This window comes from Mycobacterium montefiorense, from assembly GCF_025823255.1.
Lineage (GTDB): Bacteria > Actinomycetota > Actinomycetes > Mycobacteriales > Mycobacteriaceae > Mycobacterium > Mycobacterium montefiorense.
On the sequence record NZ_JACKVL010000007.1, the window covers coordinates 26,157 to 52,552 of the forward strand.

The window sequence follows — 26,396 nt, forward strand, 5'->3', positions numbered from 1 at the left end:
AAAGCGCGCGGCGATCCCTCGCCGTGCAGCAGCACCTGCGGTCCCATCACTCTCCTTATATCCGGGCGCTACACCGGCCTTCCAGGGTGCCAGGCCGGCCGGCGGGTAGCCGTCATTGTCGATCCAAAATTCCTGGCGAATTCCTGACAAAGTACTGGACGCATGCCCGGGCCGGGCACTGTAATCGCTTCGATACCGAGACCGAATACGGCGAAATATCGGAACATTATGTGCGATAAACCTATTGGTGCGGAATCTTGCCGAGTGCCTGCAGCTTGCCGTCCGGCCCGATCTGGAACTTGACCGTCCCGATTCCCTTGGGACAGCAGGGTTCTTCGTTGCCCACCTGCCATTGATACTGCACCGTGACCACATCGTCGCCCGCGGGCAGCACGGTGATGTAGGGCTTGGGTTTTGGCGTCGGTGTGCCCAACGACCAGTTGTGGTCGAAGAATACGAGCTGCTGGGGAGTCGACTCGCTCGCGATGGTCGGAATCACCTGCACCCAGTACAACCTGCACTTCTTGGCGTGTCCGCGGGCGATCTCAACCCAGCTCGAGCCCGCAATCTCGACCGGAATCGACGCGATCGCCTGGCGCACCGCGTCGGCGCTCGGCCCGTCGGAATCTTTGCAGGTATCGGCCCGCCACGCCGCCGGTGTCGGGGGCTTTCCTCCGCAAGCAGTGGCCAACAAAACCAGAAAAATCACAAAGTGACGATGCACATTGTGAGCTTAGCGAAAACTGTGAATGTCCCATTTGTTTCGTCGGAACACCTGTTCTGATAGGGAATTTCGAAAGACCCGCGGGTAATCTGGCCTCAATCGCAGATCGATGCTGACCTGCGGTTACACACTTGGCGACGGGCTTTTCCAGACACTTCACATATCAGTCTGGATCCGGTGAGAGGAAGCCGTAAAACGGCCGAAACATCGGACGCCCGACGCCGAAACATCCTTGTCGCACGATTTAGCGGATAGACCCTTGCGCGCTCGAAAGGAGGGAAGTAAGCGTGACTGCGGAGCACGGTCAGGACACCGTGAACAGCATGTGCGCTTACTGCGGCGTGGGCTGCGGCATGGTGCTTCAGATCACAACCGATCCCCAGAGCGACCGCCGTCACGTCGCGAAATCTGTTGGAAACAAGACTCACCCCGCCAACTTCGGCCGGCTGTGCACCAAAGGCGCAACCACCGCAGACATGCTGGCCGCCCCCGGCCGGATGGAGTCAGCCCATTGGCGCGCCGAGCGCGGCGAATCCCTCGCCCCGATCGATGTCGACGCCGCGATCACCCAGTCCGCGAAGCAGTTGCGCGCAATCGTCGACGAGCACGGCCCGGACTCCTTCGCCCTGTACGTGTCCGGGCAGATGTCGCTGGAAGCGCAGTACCTGGCGAACAAGCTGACCAAAGGATTCATCCGCACCAACCAGATCGAGTCAAACTCACGGCTGTGCATGGCCAGTGCGGGCTCGGGATACAAGCTGTCACTCGGCGCGGACGGGCCGCCCGGTTCCTATCAGGACTTCGAAAAGGCCGACGTCTTTCTCGTCATCGGCGCCAACATGGCTGACTGCCATCCGATTCTGTTCCTCCGCATGATGGAGCGTGTCAAGGCCGGCGCCAAGCTGATCGTGGTCGACCCGCGCCGCACCGCAACCGCGGAGAAAGCCGATCTCTTCCTGCAGATCTCATCCGGCGCGGACCTCGCACTGCTCAACGGGCTGCTGCACCTGATCGTCGAAAACGGCCACACCGACCCCGAATTCATCGCTGAGTTCACCGAGGGCTGGGAAGAGATGTCCAGTTTCCTCGAGCAGTTCACCCCCGACAACGTCAGCGAAACCACCGGCATCCCAGCCGAAGACATCCGTACCGCCGCCCGCTGGATAGGCGAAGCCGAAAACTTCATGACCTGCTGGACGATGGGGCTCAACCAAAGCACGCACGGCACCTGGAACACCAACGCGATCTGCAACCTGCACCTAGCGACCGGCGCGATCTGCAAGCCGGGCAGCGGCCCGTTCTCGCTCACCGGCCAGCCCAACGCGATGGGCGGACGCGAAATGGGTTATATGGGGCCGGGTCTGCCGGGCCAGCGCGCGGTGACGTCGCAGGCTGACCGCGACTTCGTCGAGGACCAGTGGGGCATCCCCCGCGGATCATTGCGCAGCGAGGTCGGTACCGGCACCGTCGACATGTTCTCCCGCATGGCCAATGGGAAGATCAAAGCCTGCTGGATCATCTGCACCAATCCCGTTGCCAGCGTTGCCAATCGAAAGACGGTGTTGGCGGGCCTGGAGAGCGCGGAGCTGGTGATCGCCCAGGACGCGTTCTTCGAGACCGAGACCAACGGCTACGCCGACGTATTGCTGCCCGCCGCCCTGTGGACAGAGTCCGAAGGCGTGATGATCAACTCCGAGCGCAACATGACGCTGTTCCAGCCGGCCGTTCGGGCGCCCGGCCAGGCGATGCCGGACTGGCAGATCATCGCCCGCATCGCTTGCGAGATGGGCTTTTCGGATCACTTCAACTATGACTCCGCCGAAGACGTATTCGAGGAGATCAAGGGATTCTGGAACCCCAGGACCGGCTACGACCTGCGCGGCGCGAGCTACGACCTGCTGCGGCAGACGCCGCTGCAGTGGCCGTGCCCACCCGGGTGCACCGACGACCGCAACCCCATCCGCTACCTGAACGACGGTGTCAGCCAGACCCGGATGGTCCGCGAGGACGGCAGCGCGCCGCGGCTGGTCTTCCCCACCGCGAGCGGTCGTGCCATGTTCTTCGCCCGGCCGCACCTGTCGCCCGACGAGATGCCGGACGACGACTACCCATTCCTGCTCAACACCGGGCGCCTACCGCACCAATGGCACACGATGACCAAGACCGGCAAGGTCGCCAAACTCAACAAGCTCAATCCCGGACCGTTCGTCGAAATCCATCCTGAGGACGCCGCGCGGCTCGAGATCTGCGATGACGATCAGGTCGAAATCGCTTCGCGCCGTGGCCGTGCCGTGTTGCCTGCGGTGGTCTCGGACCGGGTGCGGCCGGGCAACTGCTTTGCGCCGTTCCACTGGAACGACACCTTCGGCGAATACTTGTCGATCAACGCCGTTACCAACGACGCGGTGGATCCGGTGTCCTACCAACCGGAGTTCAAGGCGTGTGCGGTCACCATCACGAAGATCGCCGCCACCACTGCGGATTTCGTCACCGAGCCCGCACCCTCGGTGGCCACCGCCACTGCGGCACCCGCACCTACGGAGGTTACGGAAATCAGCTTGTCCCAAGTTGACGCCATCGCCGAAATCCTCGGTGTGGCAAACGAACCGACTCCTGTGCTCGGCCCGCTCGGCCGCAGCTACCTTGCCGGGGTGCTAGCCGGACTGCGCTCGGAGGCCGGTCGGCGCGCCGTCGGAGTGCCGACCCTGCCGCTCAACGCCCCGCTCGACACCACCACCCGGCTGTGGGTGGACGGCCTGCTCGCGGGGATGTTCGCGCGTACTGAAGTGCCTGCCTCGATGCCCACGGTAGCGCTGGCATCGGGCGCCATCGAGGCGCCGGCGCAGCCGCCCAAGCCCCCGCGAGCCGAGGCCAAGCCGAAGCAAGCTCCGGTGGTGGTGTTGTGGGCCTCGCAGACCGGCAACGCCGAGGAACTCGCCGCCGATATCGTCGCCCAGCTCGGTGCGGCCCAGCTGCCCGTCGTGCTGTACGGCATGGACGACTTCCCGTTGGCCGACTTGCCGACAACCCAAGAGCTGCTGATAGTCACGAGCACCACCGGTGACGGCGAGGCACCCGACAACGGCGCCGGACTGTGGCGGACGCTCAGCGGAGACGGCGCACCGCAGCTCACCAATACCCGTTACGCCGTCCTGGCCCTGGGTGACTCCAACTACGACGACTTCTGTGGATACGGGCGCAAACTCGACGAACGGCTGGCGGAGCTGGGCGCGACCCGCATCGTCAACCGCGTCGACTGCGAGCCCGATTTCGAGGAAGCCGCCGGCAGCTGGCTGGGCGAAGTGATCGAGGCGCTGACGCGCACGCCCACCCGGGTCGGCCAGGGCGGCAACGCGCCGGCGCCCGCTACGTCCGCGCCGCGTCCGGCAACCCGTCCCGAGACACCGACCTACAACAAGAAGCGCCCGCTGGTCACCGACATGATCCGCAACACCACGCTGAGCGGACCGAGCTCCGCAAAAGACGTGCGGCAGATCGTATTCGACCTCTCCGACGAGACCGCCAGCTATGAAGCGGGCGACGCGCTCGGGGTGTGGCCGCGCAACAGCGACCAGCTGGTGGACGAATGGCTGTCGGTCACCGGCCTGGACGCGCAGACACCGGTCGAGGTGGGCGAACACGGCCTGATGTCGTTGCGCTCCGCGCTCACCGAACGAATCGAGATCGCCCACATCAGCCGGGACCTGGTGCGGTTCGTGCAGGAGCGCACCGGCAACGCCAAACTCGCACAGCTGCTGAGGCCGGAACATAAAGCCGAGCTGAGCAATTGGATCTGGGGACGCCAGTCCGTGGACCTGTTGGCTGCGCTGCCGGTCGCCGCGTCGGCCCACGAGTGGCTCAGAGTCCTCAAACGCCTTCAGCCGCGGCTGTACTCGATATCGTCGAGCCCCAAAGAGTGCCCGGGGGAAGTTCATCTGACCGTCTCACCGGTGCGCTACAACTACCAGGGCGTCCCACGGCGCGGGGTGTGCTCGACCTACCTCGCCGACCGCTCCCCCGGCGATCGAGTCGCGGTCTATCTACAGCAATCGAGCAATTTCCGGCCGCCGAGTGAGTCGGACACGCCGATGATCATGGTCGGCCCCGGGACCGGTATCGCGCCGTTCCGCGGCTTCCTGCAGGAGCGCCGAGCGCTCGGCCACACGGGGGCCAATTGGCTGTTCTTCGGCGAGCAGCACGCCGAGACCGACTACTACTACCGCGACGAGCTCGAGCAGATGCGTAACGACGGGGTGCTCAACGAGTTGGACCTCGCGTTCTCCCGGGACCAGACCGAGAAGGTTTACGTCCAGCACCTGATGCGCAAGCGCGGGGCTCAGCTCTGGAGCTGGTTGCAGGACGGCGCACAACTCTACGTCTGCGGCACCGCCGACCCGATGGCCAAAGACGTCGATCGTGCGCTCTGCGACATCGCGGCCGAGCACGGCAACCTCGACCCGGACGCGGCCACGGCTTACGTCCAGTCGCTGAGCGCCGATAAGCGCTACCACCGCGACGTCTACTGAGTCACCTTGCTAAACCCGTAATACGGCCGAAACGCGGCACACCCGCGGCCGAAACATCGCTGTCGCATCATGTGCTCAACAACTTGGTGCGTACTCGATGAAGGGGTGCCCAGATGGCAACCGAGGACCGACTGGGTGACCAGGAATCGCCGATGGCGCAAGTCGCCTGGGCAGGGTTGCCCGTCAACTTGGATTGGGCGTTCTCCCAGGCACAGCGCGACAAGGTTTACACGCAACACCTGACGCGTGAGCGCTGGCGCGCGCTACGCACCCAGGCACGCGAGCGCGACGCCGCCGCGGACTTGCAGTCGCTCGATGCCGAGGCGGGCTACGGCGGCAGCCGATCCCCTCAATTCGCGTGGCGTGACCTGGCTGGGGGCTGGATCGAATGACACGAATCCGAGGTCCCAGGGCCACTATCGTGATGCTCGCCGAGAAACTGAAGAAGAACTGACGGCTAGTAGCGGAAGAACTCGTTGGTAGAACTCACTTCATGCCGCCCGATGTAGGCAGGTCGGCGTCAGCCCAGGCACCATATCCTCCCAACACGTCCGACACGTCGTTAAAGCCTGACGTCCGAAGCACACTGGCGGCCACCATTGAGCGTGAGCCGCTGGCACAGTAGGTAACGACTGGAATCGCTTTGTCGAGTGTCGCAAGTGAGTCAACGAGCGCCGGCAGCGGAATCTTGAGGGCGTCGGGGATGGCCCCTTCTTCCACTTCTGCCGGGCCGCGCACATCGACGATCTGTAGGCGCGAGCCCCGGTCGCGCAGTCCGGCGAGCTGGTGCACGCTCAACCGCGACGCGGCTATTACGAGATCCTGCCGACCCGCGACAACCTCTGCAAGGTCGCGTAATTGGCCAATGACGCGATCATATCCCACGCGCGACAGGCGGACCTTGGACTCGCGTGCGTGAACCGGGTCGCCAACGAGCACGATGTCGCGCTCCGATGACAACACGTTGCCCGCCCACTCGGCGAGACGTCCCTGCAGGCTGACATTGATCGCACCGCGGAGGTGGCCCAATGCGTAGTCGCCCGGTGGGCGGGTGTCCAGGAGAATCGCCCCTGCCGCGGAGTGCCCGAGCACGTCACCGATACCGAGGAGTAGCGGAGAATCGTCGTCAAGCAGTGGGTGGGCCTGAGCATTGCAATGCGCCGCATACTCGAAGTACGGCGGTTGCACCGACTGCCCTTCGGTAACCGCGGCGACAAATCCGTCGACATCGGTCTTTTTCAGCGCATAGTTGGCTTCTTTTTGCTTGCCGATCGTCGAACTGGTCTCGCTTGAAAGACTTTTGCCGCACGAGGACCCGGCGCCATGAGCAGGAAATACCCGCGTGTCGTCGGGCAACTTCAGCAGCTTGTCGTGCAGCGATCGGTAGAGCGAGGCAGCGAGCTCTTCCGCGGTTATGCCGTCCGACGAGCAAAGGTCTGGACGCCCTACGTCGCCAACGAATAACGTGTCACCGGTGAGAACGCCGTAAGGCACCTCGTCTTCGGGATGCTCGTAAACGACGATCGAGATGGACTCGGGAGTGTGGCCGGGCGTCGAAAGAACCTCGAATATCACTTCTCCCAGTGCGATTCGCTGGCCGTCGCGCAGTGGCTCGATCGGAAATTCAACATCCGCCTTGTCGCCGAATGAGATTACCGCCCCGCTGGCCCGTGCTAACTCCAAGTGACCGCTGAGAAAGTCTGCATGGATGTGGGTCTCGATGACTCGTTCGATGCGGAGCCCGTTTTGTGCCGCTTCCTCAAGGTAGATGCCGACATCCCGCCGTGGATCGACAACGACTGCGCGGCCGGTGGTTTCATCGCCGATAAGGTAAGACGCCTGTGATAGGCAGTCCAGATAGTGCTGGGTAAAGATCATCGGGTGGTCCTCCTTTAGTCCACTTCCGGTCAGAGGTCCTGAACTGCGGATGCTTCGAACGGCACGCCTACCGCGTTGGCGGGGTGGGCTGACCGTACACGGCGACCACGACGGTGCGGTCTAGGCTGTTGTCCGACCACACCCCGATATTTGTGTTGGCGCAGTCCCGAATGATCGCCATGTCGTCGGGGTTGTAGTACCACTGGTTGACCAGTTCCAGGCTGCTGATGGCGATGGCCGGATTGATCGCCACCGTCTCGGCGGCTCTGCCGCGGAAGCCGGCGGCGTTGGCGGTCCTGTGGTGTCGAACCGTCAGATCCAGTGTTGCCATTGATATTTCGATTGTTGAGCATGTCGTCGGCATGCCATTGCGCGGCCAGCGTCAGCGCATTGTTCCGGACGACGTCGTTGGTGCAGCCCGCCTGGTGCTGCAGGGTGTAGACGGCCGAGACGACGGCACTGTTGAGCCGCTTGTTGTCGGCATGCGCGGCCGGTGCCGCTAATCCTGAGGCCGCCGAAAGAATCACGACGACGGGCAGCAAGCGTATCCATCCGGTCATCTAACCTCCCCGAATCACACCGGGTCGAAGCGCGCGACGAGCCATCGGCCATTGACCTTGTCCAGCGTCACCTTGATGACGGGCTGGGTATCGGTGGGCGATCCGCCGCCAATCGTCACGGTCTGGTTGACGAACAGCAGAGCCACCGCATGGTCGGCGGTTGCCGAAACCGAGGACGCCGCACTCACTTTCGCCACGGACGAGATGCGCTTTTCTTTCGCACCCGGGATCACCACCTCGTGGATCAGCGCGGTGTAGGCGTCCTTGAACTCGCCGGTTAGCCGTTCGCGCGCCGCACCGAGATCCTTGTCGACCGAGTCCGCGCGGTACGACAGCAAGGCGGTGGCGTCTTCGCTTGCCGCCCGGACCGATTCGGTGCGAGCCAGTGCCAGCTCATCGGATGACCCGAGGACCCATCGGAAGTAGCCGGCGCCCAGCGCCAGCACCAATGCGATCGCCGGCAACACCCCGTAAGCAAGCACCCGCGACCACGGGATCGCCCGCCGCTCATGCGCGGGTTCCGCTAAGGCCACATCCGTCGTCTCGGTCAAATCTGTTGCCTCCTCGAGGATCTCCTCGTCGGGGATGCCGTTCTCGATGTCGTCGCGAAGTGTCGTCATGGCACGAACACCACGTTCGACACCTTGGCGTCCTCGCCGACCGAGCGGACCTCGATGCGCATCCGCCATTCCCGCGGCGCTTCTTCGCCGCCCGCCGTCCTCGACTTCACCGCGACCGCGACCAGGACTTGGGCAGAGTCGCCGCGCTGGGATTCCAGACCGGCATCGGTGACCGTCCCCTCTGATTTCGACTGCGCCGCCTTGACGACCTCGGTGAACGGCTTGGCCCGCTGCTCGAAATCGTCACGGAACGCTCCGGTGGCGATGTCAAGGATTCGCTGCACATCCGCGTCGACCTCGGTGTAGTTGATCGACGTGAGGTTCACCGCGCCCTGGCGTGCGAGCTGGACGAACAGATCGCGCTGCGCCTGGGCTTGATGCCTTTCGTAAGCGCGATATCCGACCCAGCCCGCCAATCCGCTCAGCACCGCCACGATCGCGGCACTGGCGACCAGCGCGGTCGCGACGCGCGAAAGGGGCCGCGGGCGAGCCCGGTTCCGCAAGCGGGCGAGCCGGCCCGTGGATTCGCTTTCAGTTTCTGGTGCCTCGTCGACCGGTACAGCGCCGTCGTCTTGCGCGCCGTCGTAGTCGTCGACTTCGGCAGTCGTTGACTCAGTGACCTTTTCGGTCTCGGGGGTGTCAGGCTCATCGGCCATGTTTCTCCTTCACACTCCTAGGCTGGCGGCACCAGCAGCGACTGCCAGTTTTTGGCACGCGGGTGCGCCAAGTCGGATTCGGTGTAGCGCTTTCCGTCGGGACCTATGTAGTCACCGGTGGCCGGGTCATAGGTGGTCACGGAAAGCGGCGGGGTCGACGGCGCGGTGCCCCGTGGCGGTGGTAGCCGCGGATCCTGTCCCGGCGGATACATCGGGACACCCTGGCCCGACGTGGTGGCGTTGGGGTCGCCCTTCCAGTTGTAGCCCTCGTTGAGCGGCACATACTCCTCGTCGCTCTCGCACATCTCGATGGTGGGAGCACGCTTGGCCGGCTTGGTCTCACACGGGATGTTGCGCACCCCACGCACATTGAACTCCGAATCCTGCGGCACCCGGCAGAACAGGTCCGCCGCCGGGCGATCCGGAGCATCGACGCTGGCCGGTGAACGGCGCTGCTGCGGGGGCAGATACCCCGTGGTGCAAGGTGGCGGCAAGTTGATGTTGAGGTTGAAGTCCAGTTGCGCGCCGCGATACTCCTGCTTGGTGTTCGAGCTCGGCACGATGATCGCGGCCATGGCCGCGATGCCCTGCGGAAGTAGCACCAGCAGTTGTTCGATGTCATGGCGGTAGACGACGGCGATGTCGCCGAGGCTCACCAGGTTGGCGAACAACACCGGCAACGCCGGCGACACCCGGTCGAGCAATGCGCGGCCTTCTTCGATGCCGGAAGTGCCCTGCGTCAACAGATCCCGCACCGCCGCATCCTGCGCCTTGAACTGCGCCATCAGTGCCGATGTTCTACTGGCCCACGTGGCAATCGCATCCGACGTCTGCACCTGTGAGTCCAGCACCGCCGGGGACTGATCGATCAAGGAAGCGAGCGGGTCGATGGTCTGGCCACCCGCAATGGCCAACGTGGTTGATCCGTCCACGATCCGGGACAGCTCAGGGCCAAGGCCTCCGACCGCACGGTTGCTCTCGTCGATCACCGTACGCAGGTTGTCCCGCGGAATCGCTTGCAGCGCGCGATTAGTCAGGTCGAGCAGGTGTCCGATGTCGACGGGCACATCGACGTGGCCGGCTGGAATGACGTCGCCGGCCTGCAGCATCCGCGATTGGGCGCCATCCTTGCCCTGTTGCGGGGTCAAGTCGATGTATTGCTCACCGATCGCCGTGCGGCTGTGCACCGAAGCCTGGACATTGGCGGGCACCTTGACCCCCGATCTCATGGCGAGTACCGCCCGCACCCCGGTGGCAGTGACCTCGACCGACTTGACCTGGCCCACGTCAGTGCCGCGGTAGGTGACGACCGAAGTCTGGTAGAGCCCGCCCGACTGGGGCAGGTCGACGGTGACGTTGTACTCCCCGATCCCGAATAACGTCGCGGGCAGCTTCATGAAGTTGAACGCCATTGCGCCACAAGAAACCACGGTCACCAGGGTCAACACGGCCAACTGGATCCAGGTTCTGCGATTGAGGCGCAGCATCAGTACCCCCCGAAGTGATACGGGTAGGTCAGCGGGTTGCCTCCCGTGACCGGGCTGGGCTGCATGCCGATGGTTCGCCCCCACAGCATTTCGAGTTGGGTCAGGTTCCCTTCCCACCGCGAGCCGGTGAAGAGCCCTTGGTCGATGCGGCTCAGGGTCAAGTCGACGACCAGGGTGAGGTTGGCGTAGTCGCCGCGAAACCAGTTCCGCACCGTGGATGTCGGCCAGGGGTAGGTCGCCAAACCGTCCAGGCCCCGGGTCAGCGAGGGGCCCGCGTCGGCAAGCGAGCGCAGTACCGGTGCGATATTGCGAAGATTGTTGACCAGAGACTCCCTGCTCTGGTGAATGGTGTCGGCCGCGATCGCGCTGAACTTGCCGACCTGGTCGATCGTATCGGCGATCTTGGCGCGTTCCGCCGCCAATACGGCAAGCGCTTTGGGCACCGTCGTCAGCGCCTTGTCGACAGCCAGATCTTTGGCGGCAACCTGCCCCGCTAAGGCGTTGAGATTCTCGCTGGCCTTGATGATGTCGTCGGTCTGGTCATTGGTTTTGGCCATGAACACGTCCAATTGGGTCAGCAGGCTGCGCATGTCGTTTTCCCGGCCTGCGAATGCCTTGGCGATGGCCTGGTTGATCTCCTGCAACTGCCCAATTCCCCCGCCGTTGAGCAGGATTGACACTGACGCCAACGTCTGCTCGGTGCTCGGATACAAGCTCGCCCGGGACAACGCGATGACCGATCCGTCTTTGAGTTGGCCGACGGGCGGCTCATCCTTGGGCGGCGTGAGCTCGATGTGCATCGAACCGAGCAGGCTGGTCTGGCCCAACTTGGCGGTCGAATTCGCCGGTAGCCGGACGTCGCCGTTGATGCGCATGGTGACCAGTGCGTGCCAATCCTGCAGCTCGATGTTGGTGACGTTGCCGACATTGACGTCATCAACCCGAACACGGGTGTTTTGCTGAATGGTGACCACATCGGGCATTTGCGCCTGGATCGTGTATGCGCCCGGCCCGCCACCAGAAGTACCGGGCAGGGTAAACGAATTCAGACCACGCCAGCCGCACGCCGAAAGTGCGCAGATGCACACCAGACTCAGCACTACGGCTATCGCGCGTCTCATGACGGAGGCCCCGTCGGCAACATCAGGTTCTGCAGTACTTGGATCGAGCTCACCCCGGCATTCGGTGACGGCGCCTCGACCGGTGGCGGCTGATCGGCGAGGCCGGCCTGCCCTGGTAGCGGCGGCGCGTCCGGTGGCGGTGGCCCGGGTAGCGGCGGCACGTCCGGTGGCGGCGGGTTTCGGGGCCGAAGCGAATCCTCGCTGTAGGTGATCTCGTTGGGCCTCGCCTGCGTCCCGACAAACGGGTTGATCCCCGCGGGAATGTAGTTGTAGATCCGGTTTTTGATGATCGGGTCGATGTACTGCAGGCACAGCTTCGACACCCGGGCCAGGCGCGCGCGGGACGCCGCTTCGATTGAGCTGCAAATGAACTGCGGGATGTCGGCAAAGTTGTTCAGCGCGATGATGCCGGTCATCGCGCTCTGAGCCGGCTGGTAGATGTTCAGGAAGTTCTGAAACACCGTCGGCGCGATGTGCAGGATCTGCTTGATGTCGCCCCGGCTGTCGTTCAGCGCGGTCGTGATCGAACCGAGCCGGTCGAATGTGACGCCCATTGCTTCGCGGTTTTCCGCGAGGAAGTCGCGGACATCCGTCAACGCCCCGTCGAGACCCTTTAGCGCGCTGCCGATTTCATTGGGGCTATTCGTCAGCACCGTCGTCACGCTGGCCAGGTTCTGATTGAAGGCGGCCAGCAGATCGCTGCTGGAGTACAGCGCCGACACCAGCAGCTGCAGATTGCGCACCGTGCTGAAGATGTCGTCGGCGTGATCGCCGAGCGCCGAGATGGCTTGGGAGAGCTTGATGACGGTGTCGCGAGCGCTGTCTCCCTGGCCGCGCAGGTTGTCCGCGGCCGAGTTGACGAACTCGCCGACGGAGTTCACCCCGCCCGGGCTGGTGGGCTGCAACGCATCGGTCAGCTTCTCAAGCTGCCTGCGGAAATCGTCCCACTCGACCGGCACCGCGGTGCGATTCAGCGGGATCGACGCACCGGGGCTCAATCTGGGCCCGCCGGAGTATGCGGGTACGAGTTGAATTGCCCGCGACGTCACCAGCGAAGGCGACAGAATCGCGGCCCGCGCATCGGCCGGAACCGAGTACTGTTTGTCAACCGAGAACGTCACCTTAGAGCTGGCAGGCTGCGGTTCGATCTTGTCCACCACACCGACAGCGACGCCGAGGATCCGAATCTCGTCACCCACGAACAACCCGTTGGCCTCGGTGAAATACGCCGAGTAGGTGTTCCTTTCGACGTCTTGCCACAACTTCTTGCCGACCAGGAACGACGCCACGGCCAGCGTCAGCACCAGGCTGAGCGCTGTTGCTTTTCGAAGGGCCTCTCGACTCATGGTCATGGCCCGTCGAAATCGTGAGGCGACGGCGGCGGGATGGTCCGTATCGGCGGCGTGGAGGGCGGCGGCGAGGGCGGCTGCGACCACAGCGGGACCGGCGCGTTCTCCGGCGGCACGGGTGGCGTTCCGGTTGGCGGGTCCACCGCCTCGGAGGGCAGCTTTTGGTTGGGATCCAGGAACCGGTCGTACATGTCTGCGTCGAGGACCGGCCCACCGATCTGGCCCGGAACCAGGTTGGCCACGTATGCCTTGAAAAATGGCCCGGAGCCTAAGCATTCACCAAATGACATCGCGTATCGCTTGAACTTGGGCAGGGTCTTCTGGATATCTTCCTTGCGGTTGTCCAGGATTTCGAGCACACCATTGAGCTTGTCCAGGGCCGGCTTGAGTTGGGTTCTGTTGTCGTTGACCAGCCCGGAGATCTGATGCGACACCGCGGTGAGATTGTTCATCAGGGCGTCCAGCGAATCCCGCTCGTCAAGCAGTGCGGCCAACAGCGCGTTGGAATTGGACACCAGGCCGGCGATCTGCTGGCTGCGCTTGCCCAGCACCGTCGACACCTTGTTGGCATTGCCCAGCAGGTTCCGCAGCTGTGCGTCGCGACCGTTGAGGGTGTCCGAGAAGCGGGCCACGCCCTCCAATGCGGGTCGTAGGTTTGGCGGCGTCTCCTTGAATGTATTAGCCAATGTTGTTAGGGCCGATGATAATTGGGCAGTATCTAGGCCGCTGATCGTGGTCGTCAGGTCGCCCAGCGCGTCGGGAAGGTCATAGGGCGAGTGAGTACGTGTCAGCGGAATGGTGCCCGACAGCTGCCCTTCCCACGCGGCGTGAGCTCAAGCATCTTGGAGCCCAGGATCGTTTCGGTCTTGATCGCCGCCTCGGTCCGGTCGCCCAGCACGATGCCCTGGCGCACGGTGAAGCCGACCCGGACCTTGGTGCCCTCGAGCCGGATGTCGGAGACCCTGCCGACCCCCATCCCCGAAACCCGCACCGTGCTACCGGGTTTGATGCCACCCGCCTCCGAAAAGTAGGCGGCGTAATCGTCCGTGTTCTTGACAAAGGGCAGCCTGTTGTATTGAAAAGCGACGATGGTCACGCAAGTCAGGATCGCGGTGCCCATCACCCCCAACATGAAGGGGCTCCGACGGCCAAGCGGTTTGATCTTTCCCAGCTTCAGCTTCATTGCGGCGTGCACCGCCCGCTGGGCTGGTCCAAGAGCTTAACGAATATCGGGTTGCCCCCTTTGCCATTGACCTTGAGCAGGACTTCGCAGAAGTAGAAGCCGAAGTAGTCACCGTTGAGACCCTGGCGGGCCAGCACCTGATAGACATCGGGTAGGTCCTTGAGAAGTTTGTCGAAGTAGTCGCGGTCCGAAAGCACCTGCCCGGACATGCGATCCGTTTCGTGCACCACGTCCTTGATCGGCTGGCGGGACTGCACAAGCAGATCGGTGACCGAGTCGGCCGCCGCGTTGATGTACGCCAGCCCCGTGGAGATGTCGTCCTTCCGCTGCGCCAAACCCTGCACGAGCTGGGCCAGCTTGTCCAAACCGTCGGAGAACTCGTGGTCGCGCGCGGCGAAGGTGTGCAACACGGTGTTCAGGTTGGTGATCAGCTCGCCGATCAACTCGCTGCGCCCGGCCAGCGTCGAGGTCAGTATCGAGGTCTGCGACAGCACGGAGGCTAGCGTGCCGCCCTGGCCCTGGAAGATGCGCAGCAACTGACCGGACAACGCGTTGACCTGATCGGGATCCAGCGCCCGGAACAACGGGCGGAAGCCCCCGATGAGTGCGTCGATGTCGAGCGCGGGCGACGTTCGCGCCAGCGGAATCGTTGCCCCCGCCGGCAGCCGGCGCGGCGGTCCGGGAGCTTCTTCGAGCGCGAGATACCGGTCACCGATCAGGTTTTCGTACCGCACGACGGCTTTGGTGCCCTCACTGAGCCGTATTCCCCTGTCGATCGCGAAGCCGACGGTGACCGTGCCGTCGCGATGCAGGTCGAGGTCGCCGACCTTGCCGACCTCCACCCCGGCGATGCGAACGAAGTTGCCGGATTTCAGACCGGAGATGTTGGTGAAAACCGCAGAATAGTCGGTGCGGTCCTCAAAGCGCAGCTGCCCGAACACCGCGACCAACGTAAAGGTGAAGAGCAGGCACACCACCGTGAAGATCGCGACCCGCGCAATGATGCTTGACAGTTTTCTTCTCATGGCGGCGGCTGCCCCCCGCGCCAGAAGTAGCGTGGCGGCTCGGGAGGATTCTTGGTGGTCGGGAACCAGTTGCCCCACCATGGATTGCCAGCGGCCACGTTGGTGCGAATCTCGTTCGGCGCCGCACCCCAACCGGTGTCGGTGACCAGCGCACGCACTGGGAAGTTCGCGCTCGGGTCGGGCAGCGAGCCACAGCTGGGCCTGCCGCCCGGGCCGCCCGTGGCATTCACCTTTGGCAGGTGCTTCGGGTACCGGTACGGGTCGTCGCCGAAGAGCAGCGCGGCGTCGAGGATTACCGAATGCCCGTTGCCGCCCAGCGCGTCTCGGCCGCCATGGTCGACATACCATTGCGCACCCTGGAACAGGCACGTGTAGGTCGGCGAATACTTGTTCAGCAGGGTCAGCGTCGGGTCGAGCAGATTCATCGACCGCACGATGTTGGGTTCGTTTCTGCCGATGACATTGATGCCGGTCTGGCTGAAGCCGATCGCGGACAGCAGCAGCGAGTCGAGCGAACGCTGGTTTTCGGTGAGGGTGGCGCTGGTGGTCGTCGCCGAGTCGAGGATCGACAGGATGTCTTGCGCCGCATCGGAATAGATGGCCGTGGTCTTGCCGAAAAGCTGCCAGTCCCGATGGATGGTGTCCATCCGCGGGTTGACGGTGAGCAGTATGTTGTTCGCATTGGTGATCGCCTGGCCGAGCCGGTCGCCCTTACCGCGCACCGATTGTGCGAACGCCGACAGGATCGAGTTCAGCTTCGCGGGGTCCAGCGCTTGGACCACGGATTGCAGATTCTGGAAAACCGTATTGACTTCGACGGTGACATTGCGTGAGTGCAGCACCGCGCCGGGCCGCAGACTTGTATGGCTGGCCTGCTCGGGCACGATCAAGTCGACATACTTGGATCCGAACGCGGTGGTCGACTTGATCTCGGCCTCGAGATTGCTCGGCAGATACTTGAACGGGCCCGGGTCCATCTTCAACTGCAGCTGAGCCGCTTTCACGTCGGTGCCGATCGACGCGACCGTACCGACCGGCACACCACGCAACTTCACCTTGGCACCCGGTTCCATCACCAGCCCGGCCCGGTCCGACACCAGCGTCAACGGGATGAAGTCCGCAAACTTTCCGGAGAACGCCCCCGCGGTCACTGCAATCAGCCCCGCGACAACGATGAACAAGGTCGGCGCCCACCAGATGGGGTCAATCTTGCTGCTGCGGACCCTGTTTCGCCGTGCGGGTTCGTTCTCTCTGTGGTTGGTCATCCGGCTACCCCGACAGGTTGAAATTGCCGGACTGCCCGTAGACGGACAGCGAAATCATCAGGCACACAAACGCCGTGACGATCATCGATGACCGCACTGAACGACCAACAGCCTCTCCCACCCCCGCGGGACCACCTGTCGCGGTAAAGCCGTAGTAGGTGTGCACGACCATCACACCTGTCGCCATCGTCAGCGCCGATAGAAACGACCACATCAGGTCGCTCGGACGCAGGAAGGTGGAGAAGTAGTGTTCGTAGACGCCCCGGGACTGGCCGTAGGCGTAAATCGTGAGGAACTTCGCCGCGATAAACGACATCAGGACCGCGACGGCGTAGAGCGGGATCACCACCAGCACGCCGGCGATAATCCGGGTGGATGCCAGGTAGGTGATGGACCGGATGCCCATGACTTCCAGAGCATCGATCTCTTCGTTGATGCGCATCGCGCCCAGCTGCGCGGTCGCACCGGCACCGATCGTGGCCGCCAATGCCAGCCCGGCCGTACAGGGCGCGATCATCCGGACATTCAAGAATGCCGATAAGAATCCGGTCAGCGCCTCGACGCCGATGTTGGACAGCGTGTCGTATCCCTGCACGGCGACAAGAGCGCCGGTCGTCAAAGTTAGGAAGCCGATGATGCCGACGGTGCCGCCGATCACCGCCAATGCGCCGGTGCCCATGCCCATCTCGGCGATCAGCCGCAGCAGCTCGTTGGGGTAGCGCCGAACCGCGTCGACGGTGGCAACCAACGACTTTCCGTAGAACTCGGTCTGCTCACCCAGCTTGCGGGTGCCAGCCACCAGTCTCGGGCCAAAAGTGTCCAGCCACGATGGCCCGCGTGCGAGATCGGTCATTTGGCAGTCACTTTCACCCCGAGCGCGGTAGTCACGATGTTGATGAAGAACAAGGCCATGAAGGAAAACACCACGGTCTCGTTCACCGCGTTGCCGACGCCGGTGGGGCCGCCGCCCACCGACAAGCCCTTGTAGCAGGCGATCAAACCGGCAGACAGCCCAAACAACGTCGCCTTGATCAGCGAGATCACCACCTGCGGAAGCCCGGTGACCAGTGTCATGCCCGCAATGAACGCTCCGGGTGTCACGTGCTGGACGAACACCACGAAGATGTAGCTACCGGTCAGCCCCGTGACCGCGACCACCGAGTACAGCAGGACCGCGACGAAGGTGGCAGCAATGATCCGTGGAACCACCAGTGCCTGAATCGGATTGACGCCGATGACCTTCATCGCGTCGATTTCCTCACGGATGGTGCGAGCGCCCAAGTCGGCGCACATCGCCGTCGAACCGGCGCCCGAGACGACCATCGCCGTGACAACCGGCCCGACCTGCGTCACCGAGGCCAGCCCGGCCCCGGCGCCGGACAAATCCCCGGCACCAATCTCGACGAGCAGAATGTTGAGCACGAACACGATCAGCACCGTGTACGGAATCGACAGCATGATGGTCGGGAAGATCGATACCCGGGCGACAAACCAAATCTGTTCAAGAATCTCGCGCCAGGCCCACGGCCGGCGCAGCGCAGTCACCAATGCTTCGGCACTGAGCATGAAGAACTCACCCAGCGCGTTCATCGGCTTCGCGACGATCGCGCCGTTCATAGAACCTGCCCAGACCATCGACGGCCCATTTGGCTCATGCGGTCCCCCAAATTCGTAATGCCTTTTACCCGCTGGTAACTGTCCGACCCAGAAGGATCAGCATTGTTTACATGTGGACCGCACTGCCTGTTTGCACACATAGAACATCGGTGCAATTTACGGGCACAGTGATACCCAACGTTAGGGTTGCAATCAACCAGAAGAAATCTGGCGGATGGCGATAACGTCCGACGGACGTTCGTGCCGAACAGCTAGCTGAGCAGCATCGGAGAAGCGGTCTCGCGCCTGGGGAGGAGCGCGGCGACGGCCCGGCCAGCGGTTCGCGAAGCGTGGAATGGAAAGGTCGCGGCGACAGCAGGAATCGATAAAAGACCGTTCACCGGCGCCGAGACTGAAACCGATATGCGAACTTCTGTCCGTCACAGGCGACACCTACTCGAGCGTTCACGGCCACGATCGAATATTGCTACAGCCGCGGAATGCAACAGTCGGTGACGAGCCGAGCCCTAAACAAGGGTTTCGTGCAGGGTGAGCGTTAACTCGTCGTCAGTAAAAGCATTTCGTCGGCTGATCAGCCGACGTTGGCACCGCCCTCGGCGATCCGGCGCACCGCCTTGAGGAACACATCGATCTCCTCGAATGTGTTGTAGAAGGCGAACGACGGGCGAACTGTGGCCTCCAGGCCGTACCGGCGAAGGATCGGCTGCGCGCAGTGATGTCCCGCGCGCACCGCAATCCCTTCGGCGTTGAGGGCCTTGCCGACCTCGAGCGGCTCGTGGCCGGCCAGCACAAAGGACAGCACGCTGGCCTTCTCGTCGGCCGTGCCGACCAGGCGAACACCGGGGATGTCGGCCAGGCGCGGTGTCGCATAGTCCAGCAACGCGTGCTCGTAGGCCGCGATGCGCTCGATACCCACTCGCTCGACGTAGCGCAGCGCCTCGCCCAGCCCGACCGCATCCGCGATGTTGCCGGTGCCGGCTTCGAACTTGTTCGGAAGTCCTTGGTACAGCGAGCGTTCCAGGGTGACGTCGGCGATCATGTTGCCGCCGCCCTGCCACGGCGGCGTCTCGGCCAGCGCCTCCTCAGACCCGTACAGCACCCCGATTCCGGTGGGGCCGTAGATCTTATGGCCGGAGAACACAAAGAAGTCGACACCGAGTTCGGCGACGTCGATCGGCAGGTGCGGAATCGACTGCGCCCCGTCGATCAGCACGCGCGCCCCATACCGATGGCCCAGCTCGACGATCTTCTCCACCGGCGTCACCGTGCCCAGCGCGTTCGACACCTGAGTCGCCGCCACCAACTTCGTCTTCGGACCCAGCAGATCCTCGAACTCCGTCAACAGCAGCTTGCCCGCTTCATCCACCGGCGCGACCTTGAGGACGGCGCCGGTCTGCTGCGAAAGTAGTTGCCACGGAACGATATTGGCGTGGTGCTCCAAATGGGTGATGACGATCTCGTCGCCCGGGAGTAAGTGCTTGCCACCCCACGCATAGGCCACCAGATTGATGGCTTCGGTGGTGCCGCGCACGAATATGTTCTGCTCGGCCTTGGACGCACCGATAAACCGCCGCACGGTTTCGCGGGCTTCTTCGTAGGCATCTGTCGACCGGGCCGCCAACTCGTGCGCCGCCCGGTGGATGTTGGAGTTCTCGTGCGCGTAGAAGTACGACAGCCGGTCGATGACCACCTGCGGTTTCTGCGTGGTCGCGGCGTTGTCGAACCAGATCAGCGGCTTTCCGTTGATCTGCTCCTTGAGGATCGGAAAGTCTTTCCGGATCGCATTGACGTCGAACACTTCGTGGTCGTCCGGCAACCGCGGCACCCGGTTGGCTTCGGCGACGGGTGAGGTCAGGAAGTGGTAGCTGTACTCGTTGTCGGCCGGCGCATTCAGCGCCGCCGGCGCGGCGGGCACCGCATCCGACCAGCCCAGGTCGCCAACGGAGGGCGCATCGGGCAGCCACCCGATCCCCGCGTACGGCGCCGAACCCCGCGGTGCCACCGGAGCGCTCGGCGGTGCCCCGGCCAGCACACCCGGCACCGTCGGAACGATGCCCGCGCTGGGAACCTCGAACGCACTGAAATCGGCTGGCGGCAAATAGGGGTCGGCGACGCTGCCGACCGCGTGTGCACCCGAGGGCGCTGCCGTCGTGTCCGGCACGTTGCCGCGCGGAGCGACCGGCACCGCCTGCGGTGGCGGTTCTGGTTGCGAAGTCGGAGCCGGGACATAGATGTCGGTGATACCGATTAGCGGAACTGGTGCCGAGTACAGATCGGCGCTACCCGCTGCGGTCTGCCCTGCCGAGGTGGCCGCAGTCGTGGCTGGCACGCTCCCGCGCGGGGCGACTGGCGCCGCCTGCGGTGGGCTGTCCGGGCCTGGCCGGATGCTGGCCGCATATAGCTGGCTGGCCAGTGCTGCGAGTTCCGCAGCGCCCAAAGGCAAGTCGCTTTCGGCGTCTACCGACCGGAACTCACTTGTACTCATGGAACTGGTCCACTGCGACACCGTCGAGGACGGCCAGCGCGTCGTCCGTGAGGACAGCCAAGGACGTGTACAGAGTCACCAGGTAGCGCGCGATCGCCGACTGGTTGATGCCGGTGAACCGCACCGACAGGCCCGGCGCCTGCTCCCCGACCAGGCCCGGCTGGAACAGGCCTACAACTCCTTGGCGCTCCTCACCGGTGCGCACCAGGATGATCTTGGTCTTGCCATCCTCGACTGGCACCTTGTCCGACGGGATCAGCGGAATGCCGCGCCAGGTGATGAACTGCGCACCGAACAGGCTGACGACGACCGGCGGCACGCCGCGGTAGGTTGCTTCGCGGCCGAACGCGGCGATGCCCTGCGGGTGGGTCAAGAAAAAGCTCGGCGTCTTCCACACCCGGGTGATCAGCGCGTCCAGGTCGTCCGGCGTCGGAGCACCACCGAGCGTCTGGATGGTCTGCTCCGGGGTCACCTGGGCCAGCAACCCATACTCCGGACTGTTGATCAGTTCGGATTCCTGGCGCTCTTTGATCGTCTCGATGGTCAGCCGCAGCTGCTGGGTGACCTGGTCGTGCGGGCTCGAATAAAGGTCGGAGACCCGGGTGCTGACGTCGAGCAGCGTGGAGATGTTGCGCAGCGTGTATTCGCGGGGGCTGGTCTCGTAGTCGACGAAGGTCTCGGACAGCGGCGTGTCCAGAGCGGCGCCCTCTTGCGCGGTGACGGCGACCTGTTCGGGGTTGACCACCCGGTTCACCCGGTAGATACCGGCCTCGACCGGCACAAAGCTGAGCAGGTGCAGCAGCCAGCGAGGGGTGATCGTCGAGAGCTGCGGAACGGTCTTGGTCGCGTTCGCGAGCTGCCTGGCACCGAGATCCCCGAGTGCTTGAGACTCGTTTTGAGCCGAGGTCATCTTGATCCTTCCATCGTCATCGAGTAGCCAGCGCGGGTGTCGAGCCAAAAAGGCGGCGACCAACTGAGGGCGCCGCGCTGAACCGAGGCAAGTGTAAAACTCATCGAGATTTTATGTACAGCGGGGTGGTTGTGACTGGTCAAGCAAACCCAAAACGGATCTTGCCCTATAGTGGTCGCATGCACCACGCTGCACAGTTGCGCCTCATTCCTTCGCGCTGCCTTGCCGTGGACTGTTGTTGCTGTTGTTGATTACCTGACGACCCAATTCTGACGTTCTAATCGTCGCGCTTTTTTCCCGCTGGCGGGCAGACAGGCCCGCGCGTACTTCAGGCGCGCCCCAGTCGAAAGCTTCAGGAAGAACAACCAGCTATGACCGTGTTATCCATACCCAGCCGCGCCTTGGCGCCGGTGGCGACTCGCCAGCGCATTGTGGTCCGGCCGGCCACCGAACTACCGCACATGACCCGCTACCGCGGCGGCACCTACTCCCACACGGTCGACAGGATCGTGTTCAGCGACGGCAGCACCGCGCGGACCGACCTGATCCGCCTGCATCCCAATCTGCGCGCCTATTCACTGGACTTCGGCGGCATTGCACCGCACCTGCCGTCGCGCTACCGCATGGGGAGCTGGTCCGCGCTGCCGCATCTGCGCAGTCGCGACTATGAAGCCGAGGTGGATTGGATTCTGCGCCAATCGTATCCGATGCGCACGACCGCGGAGCTGAGTCAACGGCTACGCGAGGCCGGTTACCCGCTGGGGCACGCCAATCTCGATGAACACGAAGCCATCGCTGCTACTCAGGCTGCGATCTGGTACCTGACCAACGGCTTGGCTCTGGACACCCAGCCGCTCAACATTCCCGTCGCGGTGCACCGGGCACCCGGACCGGTAATCACCTTCGAATTCGACGGCGAACCCCAGCTCGGCGGCTACTCGGTGTGGACCGATGGCACCGTCACGCTACGCCTGCAGAAGTCCGCCAATGGCGTTGACTGGCAACATGTTTCCGGTTCGCAGCTGACCACGGGCCCGACCAAGGGTCGTCACCAACGCGCGCTGGGAATAGGCAGCACGTTGTCGAGCAGCAGCCATGGCCACCGCGGACGCGGCTACCGCTACTACCGGCTCATCGCCGAGACAGCGGCCGGCACCACACCCAGAGTCGGCCACGTGGCCTTCTGGCTCACCGGTACTCGCCACTACCGCAACGCCGATGGCGTTGTACACCTCTACAACTACCTGCTCTCCGGTGCGCTGAAGCAACCGCAGGAAGCCGACGAGCCGCTCCTCGTCGATACCGAGGCCACCGCCGGGCCGGAGCTGGTGGGCCCATTTCGGGCGCGAATCTCCTTGGCGCTCAATGTCTCCGACGGCCACTCGCTGATTGACGCCGACGGCTTCGCCATTGATGGGGTGGTCGACCCGGATACGGACTTCTACCTGCGCCCGGCGCCGGGCACCTCGGCGACAACCCTGACCGCAACAACTCCGGACCGACTCGTCGGCAGAGTGCTGACCGGAGTGGCGCCGCAGGCACCCGAACAATTCACTCCGGTCGCCCTCGCCGTGCCCTCCGACGTTGCAATCCACTTCGACATTCGCTGGAATGGCGTCTGTGACCATCGCTGAGAACATCACGCAACTAGTCGGCAACACCCCACTGGTCCGGTTGAACCGGGTCACCGACGGCGCGGGCGCAGACGTTGTCGCCAAGCTGGAATCGTTCAACCCGGCAAACAGCGTGAAGGACCGCCTGGGCTTGGCACTGATCGACGCCGCCGAGGAGGCGGGGCTGATCAACCCCGACACCATCATCCTCGAGCCGACGAGCGGAAACACGGGCATCGCGCTGGCGATGGTGGCCGCGGCCCGTGGCTACAAGCTGGTGCTGACCATGCCGGAGACGATGAGTATCGAGCGCCGCAAGATGTTGCGCGCCTACGGCGCCGAAATCATTCTCACCCCGGGCCCGGAGGGCATGCCGGGCGCCATCGCCAAGGCCGAGGAGCTGGCGAAGAGCGACCAGCGCTATTTCGTGCCGCAACAGTTCGAGAACCCGGCCAACGCCGCGATCCACCGCAAGACCACCGCCGAGGAGGTGTGGCGGGACACCGACGGGAAGATCGACATCTTCGTGGCCGGGGTGGGCACCGGGGGCACCATCACCGGGGTGGCCCAGGTCATCAAGGAGCGCAAGCCGTCCGTGCAGTTCATCGCGGTCGAGCCGGCCGCGTCACCGGTGTTGTCCGGCGGCAAAAAGGGGCCCCACCCCATCCAGGGCCTCGGCGCCGGATTCATCCCGCTGGTGTACGACGAGGATGTGGTCGACGAGGTCGTCACCGTCGATAACGACGAGTCGATCGACCTGGCCCGGCGGCTGGCCCGGGAAGAGGGGCTGCTCGTCGGGATCTCCTCGGGCGCGGCCGTGGTGGCCGCCCTGCAAGTGGCCCGCCGGCCCGAGAACGCCGGCAAACTGATCGTCGTCGTCCTCCCCGACTTCGGCGAGCGGTATTTGAGCACGCCGCTTTTCGCCGATTTGGCGGACTAGCCATGTTCGCGACCATGCGGCAAGACATCCGGGCGGCCAAGGAGCGAGATCCGGCCCGGCCCGGCACGCTGCAGGTCATCCTCGCCTACCCCGGTGTGCACGCCATCTGGGGACACCGGATCAGCCACCTCCTGTGGAACCGCGGCGCCCGGGTAGCCGCACGCGTTTTGGCGGAATTCACCCGCATCCTCACCGGCGTCGAGATCCACCCCGGCGCGGTCCTCGGCTCGCGACTGTTCATCGACCACGCCACCGGGATAGTGATCGGGGAAACCGCGGAGGTTGGTGACGACGTCACGATCTACCACGGCGTCACGCTCGGCGGCACCGGCGCCGACATCGGCAAGCGTCACCCCACGATCGGTGACCGGGTGATCATCGGCGCCGGGGCCAAGATCCTCGGAGCAATAAAAATCGGCGACGACAGCCGCATCGGCGCCAACGCCGTCGTCGTCAAAGAGGTGCCGACCAGCTCCGTTGTGGTCGGGGTGCCCGGACAGGTCATCACTCGGCTCGCCCGCGGCAACGAGGACGACGCACTGATGCCCGACCTGGTGGGTGTCAGCCTGCAGTCCTTGCTCACCCGAGTGGCCCGGCTCGAGGCGCTGAGCGGTGACGACACGCAAACCGGCCGCGTGATCCGGCCGCCCGAGGCCGGTGTCTGGCACGGCGAAGACTTCTCCATCTGAACAACGCCTGCTGTCAGCCGCTTTTCAAGATGCGTTCACCCCTATCAGCGCTACCGTGACTTGACGTAGCGACTCGACGACGGAGGTTGGGGATGGGCGACGGCCACGTGCCACGGATTCCGATAGCGATGTCATCACCGAGTATCAACCGTGGTGTCGGCTTCACCCATGAAGAGCGACGGCGACTCGGGTTGACTGGCCGGCTGCCGTCCGCGGTGCTGACGCTGGAAGAGCAAGCCGACCGAGTTTGGCACCAATTGCAAAGCATGGCAACCGATCTCGGTCGAAACCTGCTGCTCGAGCAGTTGCATTACCGAAACGAGCTGCTCTACTACAAGGTGCTCGAAGCCCACCTGCCCGAGCTGATGCCGGTGGTCTACACACCCACGGTCGGCGAGGCCATTCAGCGCTTCTCCGACGAATACCGCGGCCAGCGCGGGCTGTTCCTGAGCATCGACGAACCCGGTGAGATCCGCGAGGCCTTCCAAACGTTCGGGCTGGGTCCCGATGATGTCGACCTGATCGTGTGCACCGACGCCGAAGCCATCCTGGGCATCGGCGACTGGGGTGTGGGCGGCATTCAGATCGCGGTAGGAAAACTGGCGCTCTACACGGCCGGAGGCGGTATCGATCCCCGGCGCTGCATCGCGGTATCACTCGATGTCGGCACGAATAACGAACAGTTGCTGCAAGATCCGTTCTATCTGGGCAATCGCCACGCACGCCGCCAGGGCGACGAATACGACGCCTTCATCAAGCGCTACATCGAGACCGCCAGCACGCTATTCCCGCGGGCCATACTGCATTTCGAGGACTTCGGCCCGATCAACGCGCGAAATATTCTGCGGACCTACGGCGGCCATTACTGCGTATTCAACGACGACGTGCAGGGCACCGGCGCCGTGGTGGTGGCCGCCGCACACGGCGGATCGCACGTCACGGGTGTGCCGTTGCGCGACCAGAAAACGATTGTGTTCGGCGCCGGAACTGCCGGAATCGGCGTCGCCGACCAAATCCGCGACGCGATGGTCGACGACGGCGCCACGATCGAGCAGGCCACCGCCGCGATCTGGGCGATCGACAAGCAGGGTTTGCTGTTCGACGACATGGACGACCTACGGGATTTCCAGGTGCCTTACGCCAAGAACCGCCAGCAGCTGGGGGTGGCCGCCGACGAACGGATCGGGCTCGTCGAGGCGATCAAGCTGGCCTCCCCCACGCTCTTGCTGGGCTGCTCGACGGTGTTCGGCGCGTTCAACCGCGAGGTCGTGCAGGCGATGACGGCGTCCTGCGAACGACCGATGATCTTCCCGTTGTCCAACCCGACCTCACGCATGGAAGCTATGCCGGCCGATGTGCTGGAGTGGTCGCATGGCCGGGCGCTGGTTGCGACCGGAACCCCGGTTGCCGCTGCGGAATACAACGGTGTCAGCTACAGCATCGGCCAGGCCAACAACGTGCTGGTGTTCCCGGGGCTGGGGCTGGGCATTATCGTGGCCGGCGCCCAGCGGCTGACCCGGGCCATGTTGCACGCGGCCGCGAAAGCCATTGCGGGACAGGCTAGCCCCACCAATCCCGGGGATTCGCTGTTGCCGGACGTGCAGAACTTATGCGCCGTCTCGACCGCGGTCGCCGAGGCCGTCTATCACGCCGCCGTCGACGACGGAGTGGCCACCCGAACCCACAACGACGTCGCACAGGTCGTCCTCGAGACGATGTGGCGACCCGAATACGACTAGCGTCGATGC

The 26,396-nt window shown here is 64.0% G+C and carries 19 protein-coding genes and 2 pseudogenes; 6 read left to right on the forward strand and 15 right to left on the reverse strand.

Annotated features, from left to right (window positions below; all coding sequences use genetic code 11):
• Window positions 1-241: 241 nt before the first annotated feature.
• The gene (locus H7K34_RS04775; RefSeq protein WP_264060643.1) at window positions 242-709 is read right to left on the reverse strand and encodes an LppP/LprE family lipoprotein; all 468 of its coding nucleotides are present in this window, start codon (window positions 707-709) and stop codon (window positions 242-244) included.
• Window positions 710-1,047: 338 nt separating this feature from the next.
• Between H7K34_RS04775 and H7K34_RS04780 the strand changes: the two genes are divergently transcribed.
• Both H7K34_RS04780 and H7K34_RS04785 read left to right on the forward strand, forming a co-directional pair.
• Window positions 1,048-5,250 (forward strand): bifunctional nitrate reductase/sulfite reductase flavoprotein subunit alpha, encoded by a 4,203-nt coding sequence (locus H7K34_RS04780; RefSeq protein WP_264060963.1) that lies wholly within the window; start codon window positions 1,048-1,050, stop codon window positions 5,248-5,250.
• A gap of 113 nt (window positions 5,251-5,363) precedes the next feature.
• Entirely contained in the window at window positions 5,364-5,642 is a 279-nt protein-coding gene (locus H7K34_RS04785; RefSeq protein ID WP_264060646.1) for a hypothetical protein, read from the forward strand.
• Window positions 5,643-5,736: 94 nt separating this feature from the next.
• Here the strand turns inward: H7K34_RS04785 and H7K34_RS04790 are convergent, their stop codons facing one another.
• The 14 genes and pseudogenes from H7K34_RS04790 to H7K34_RS04855 all read right to left on the reverse strand — a co-directional run bounded on the left by H7K34_RS04790 (window position 5,737) and on the right by H7K34_RS04855 (window position 21,406).
• On the reverse strand, window positions 5,737-7,128 hold the full coding sequence (locus tag H7K34_RS04790; RefSeq protein WP_264060648.1) for an MBL fold metallo-hydrolase: 1,392 nt from the start codon (window positions 7,126-7,128) through the stop codon (window positions 5,737-5,739).
• Between the two features lie 67 nt (window positions 7,129-7,195).
• Window positions 7,196-7,688, reverse strand: a pseudogene (locus H7K34_RS04795) (CAP domain-containing protein).
• Between the two features lie 14 nt (window positions 7,689-7,702).
• Window positions 7,703-8,308, reverse strand: coding sequence for a hypothetical protein (locus tag H7K34_RS04800; protein WP_264060651.1), 606 nt, complete (start codon window positions 8,306-8,308; stop codon window positions 7,703-7,705).
• Window positions 8,305-8,964: a tetratricopeptide repeat protein gene (locus H7K34_RS04805; RefSeq protein ID WP_264060653.1), complete on the reverse strand. Its 660-nt coding sequence runs from the start codon at window positions 8,962-8,964 to the stop codon at window positions 8,305-8,307. Before H7K34_RS04805 ends, H7K34_RS04800 begins: the two co-directional genes overlap by 4 nt.
• Before the next feature lie 17 nt (window positions 8,965-8,981).
• Entirely contained in the window at window positions 8,982-10,451 is a 1,470-nt protein-coding gene (locus H7K34_RS04810) for an MCE family protein (protein WP_264060655.1), read from the reverse strand.
• Window positions 10,451-11,572 carry an MCE family protein gene (locus H7K34_RS04815; RefSeq protein WP_264060659.1) on the reverse strand — a complete coding sequence of 374 codons (1,122 nt, stop codon included), beginning with the start codon at window positions 11,570-11,572 and terminating at the stop codon, window positions 10,451-10,453. Before H7K34_RS04815 ends, H7K34_RS04810 begins: the two co-directional genes overlap by 1 nt.
• Entirely contained in the window at window positions 11,569-12,924 is a 1,356-nt protein-coding gene (locus tag H7K34_RS04820; RefSeq protein ID WP_264060665.1) for an MCE family protein, read from the reverse strand. Before H7K34_RS04820 ends, H7K34_RS04815 begins: the two co-directional genes overlap by 4 nt.
• A pseudogene (locus H7K34_RS04825) lies at window positions 12,921-14,104 on the reverse strand (MCE family protein). Before H7K34_RS04825 ends, H7K34_RS04820 begins: the two are co-directional and overlap by 4 nt.
• Window positions 14,101-15,129 (reverse strand): MCE family protein, encoded by a 1,029-nt coding sequence (locus H7K34_RS04830; protein WP_264060666.1) that lies wholly within the window; start codon window positions 15,127-15,129, stop codon window positions 14,101-14,103. The pseudogene H7K34_RS04825 and the gene H7K34_RS04830 overlap by 4 nt, the downstream one beginning before the upstream one ends.
• Window positions 15,126-16,394: an MCE family protein gene (locus H7K34_RS04835; RefSeq protein WP_264060667.1), complete on the reverse strand. Its 1,269-nt coding sequence runs from the start codon at window positions 16,392-16,394 to the stop codon at window positions 15,126-15,128. The genes H7K34_RS04830 and H7K34_RS04835 overlap by 4 nt, the downstream gene beginning before the upstream one ends.
• A gap of 4 nt (window positions 16,395-16,398) precedes the next feature.
• Window positions 16,399-17,247: an ABC transporter permease gene (locus H7K34_RS04840; RefSeq protein WP_108925681.1), complete on the reverse strand. Its 849-nt coding sequence runs from the start codon at window positions 17,245-17,247 to the stop codon at window positions 16,399-16,401.
• Window positions 17,244-18,011: an MlaE family ABC transporter permease gene (locus tag H7K34_RS04845; protein WP_108925682.1), complete on the reverse strand. Its 768-nt coding sequence runs from the start codon at window positions 18,009-18,011 to the stop codon at window positions 17,244-17,246. The genes H7K34_RS04840 and H7K34_RS04845 overlap by 4 nt, the downstream gene beginning before the upstream one ends.
• 571 nt (window positions 18,012-18,582) lie before the next feature.
• Window positions 18,583-20,496: a family 2A encapsulin nanocompartment cargo protein cysteine desulfurase gene (locus tag H7K34_RS04850; protein ID WP_264060668.1), complete on the reverse strand. Its 1,914-nt coding sequence runs from the start codon at window positions 20,494-20,496 to the stop codon at window positions 18,583-18,585.
• A complete protein-coding gene (locus tag H7K34_RS04855) occupies window positions 20,483-21,406 on the reverse strand; it encodes a family 2A encapsulin nanocompartment shell protein (RefSeq protein ID WP_108925684.1) in 924 nt (307 codons plus the stop codon). Before H7K34_RS04855 ends, H7K34_RS04850 begins: the two co-directional genes overlap by 14 nt.
• A 371-nt stretch (window positions 21,407-21,777) precedes the next feature.
• Between H7K34_RS04855 and H7K34_RS04860 the strand changes: the two genes are divergently transcribed.
• From H7K34_RS04860 to H7K34_RS04875, 4 genes are all read left to right on the forward strand, one after another.
• Window positions 21,778-23,040: a thioester domain-containing protein gene (locus tag H7K34_RS04860; protein WP_264060670.1), complete on the forward strand. Its 1,263-nt coding sequence runs from the start codon at window positions 21,778-21,780 to the stop codon at window positions 23,038-23,040.
• Window positions 23,027-23,959 (forward strand): cysteine synthase A, encoded by a 933-nt coding sequence (cysK, locus tag H7K34_RS04865; RefSeq protein ID WP_264060671.1) that lies wholly within the window; start codon window positions 23,027-23,029, stop codon window positions 23,957-23,959. Before H7K34_RS04860 ends, cysK begins: the two co-directional genes overlap by 14 nt.
• Before the next feature lie 2 nt (window positions 23,960-23,961).
• Window positions 23,962-24,648: a serine O-acetyltransferase gene (gene cysE / locus H7K34_RS04870; protein WP_264060672.1), complete on the forward strand. Its 687-nt coding sequence runs from the start codon at window positions 23,962-23,964 to the stop codon at window positions 24,646-24,648.
• Between the two features lie 92 nt (window positions 24,649-24,740).
• Window positions 24,741-26,387, forward strand: a complete 1,647-nt coding sequence (locus H7K34_RS04875) for an NAD-dependent malic enzyme (RefSeq protein ID WP_264060673.1) — start codon at window positions 24,741-24,743, stop codon at window positions 26,385-26,387.
• Window positions 26,388-26,396: the final 9 nt, after the last annotated feature.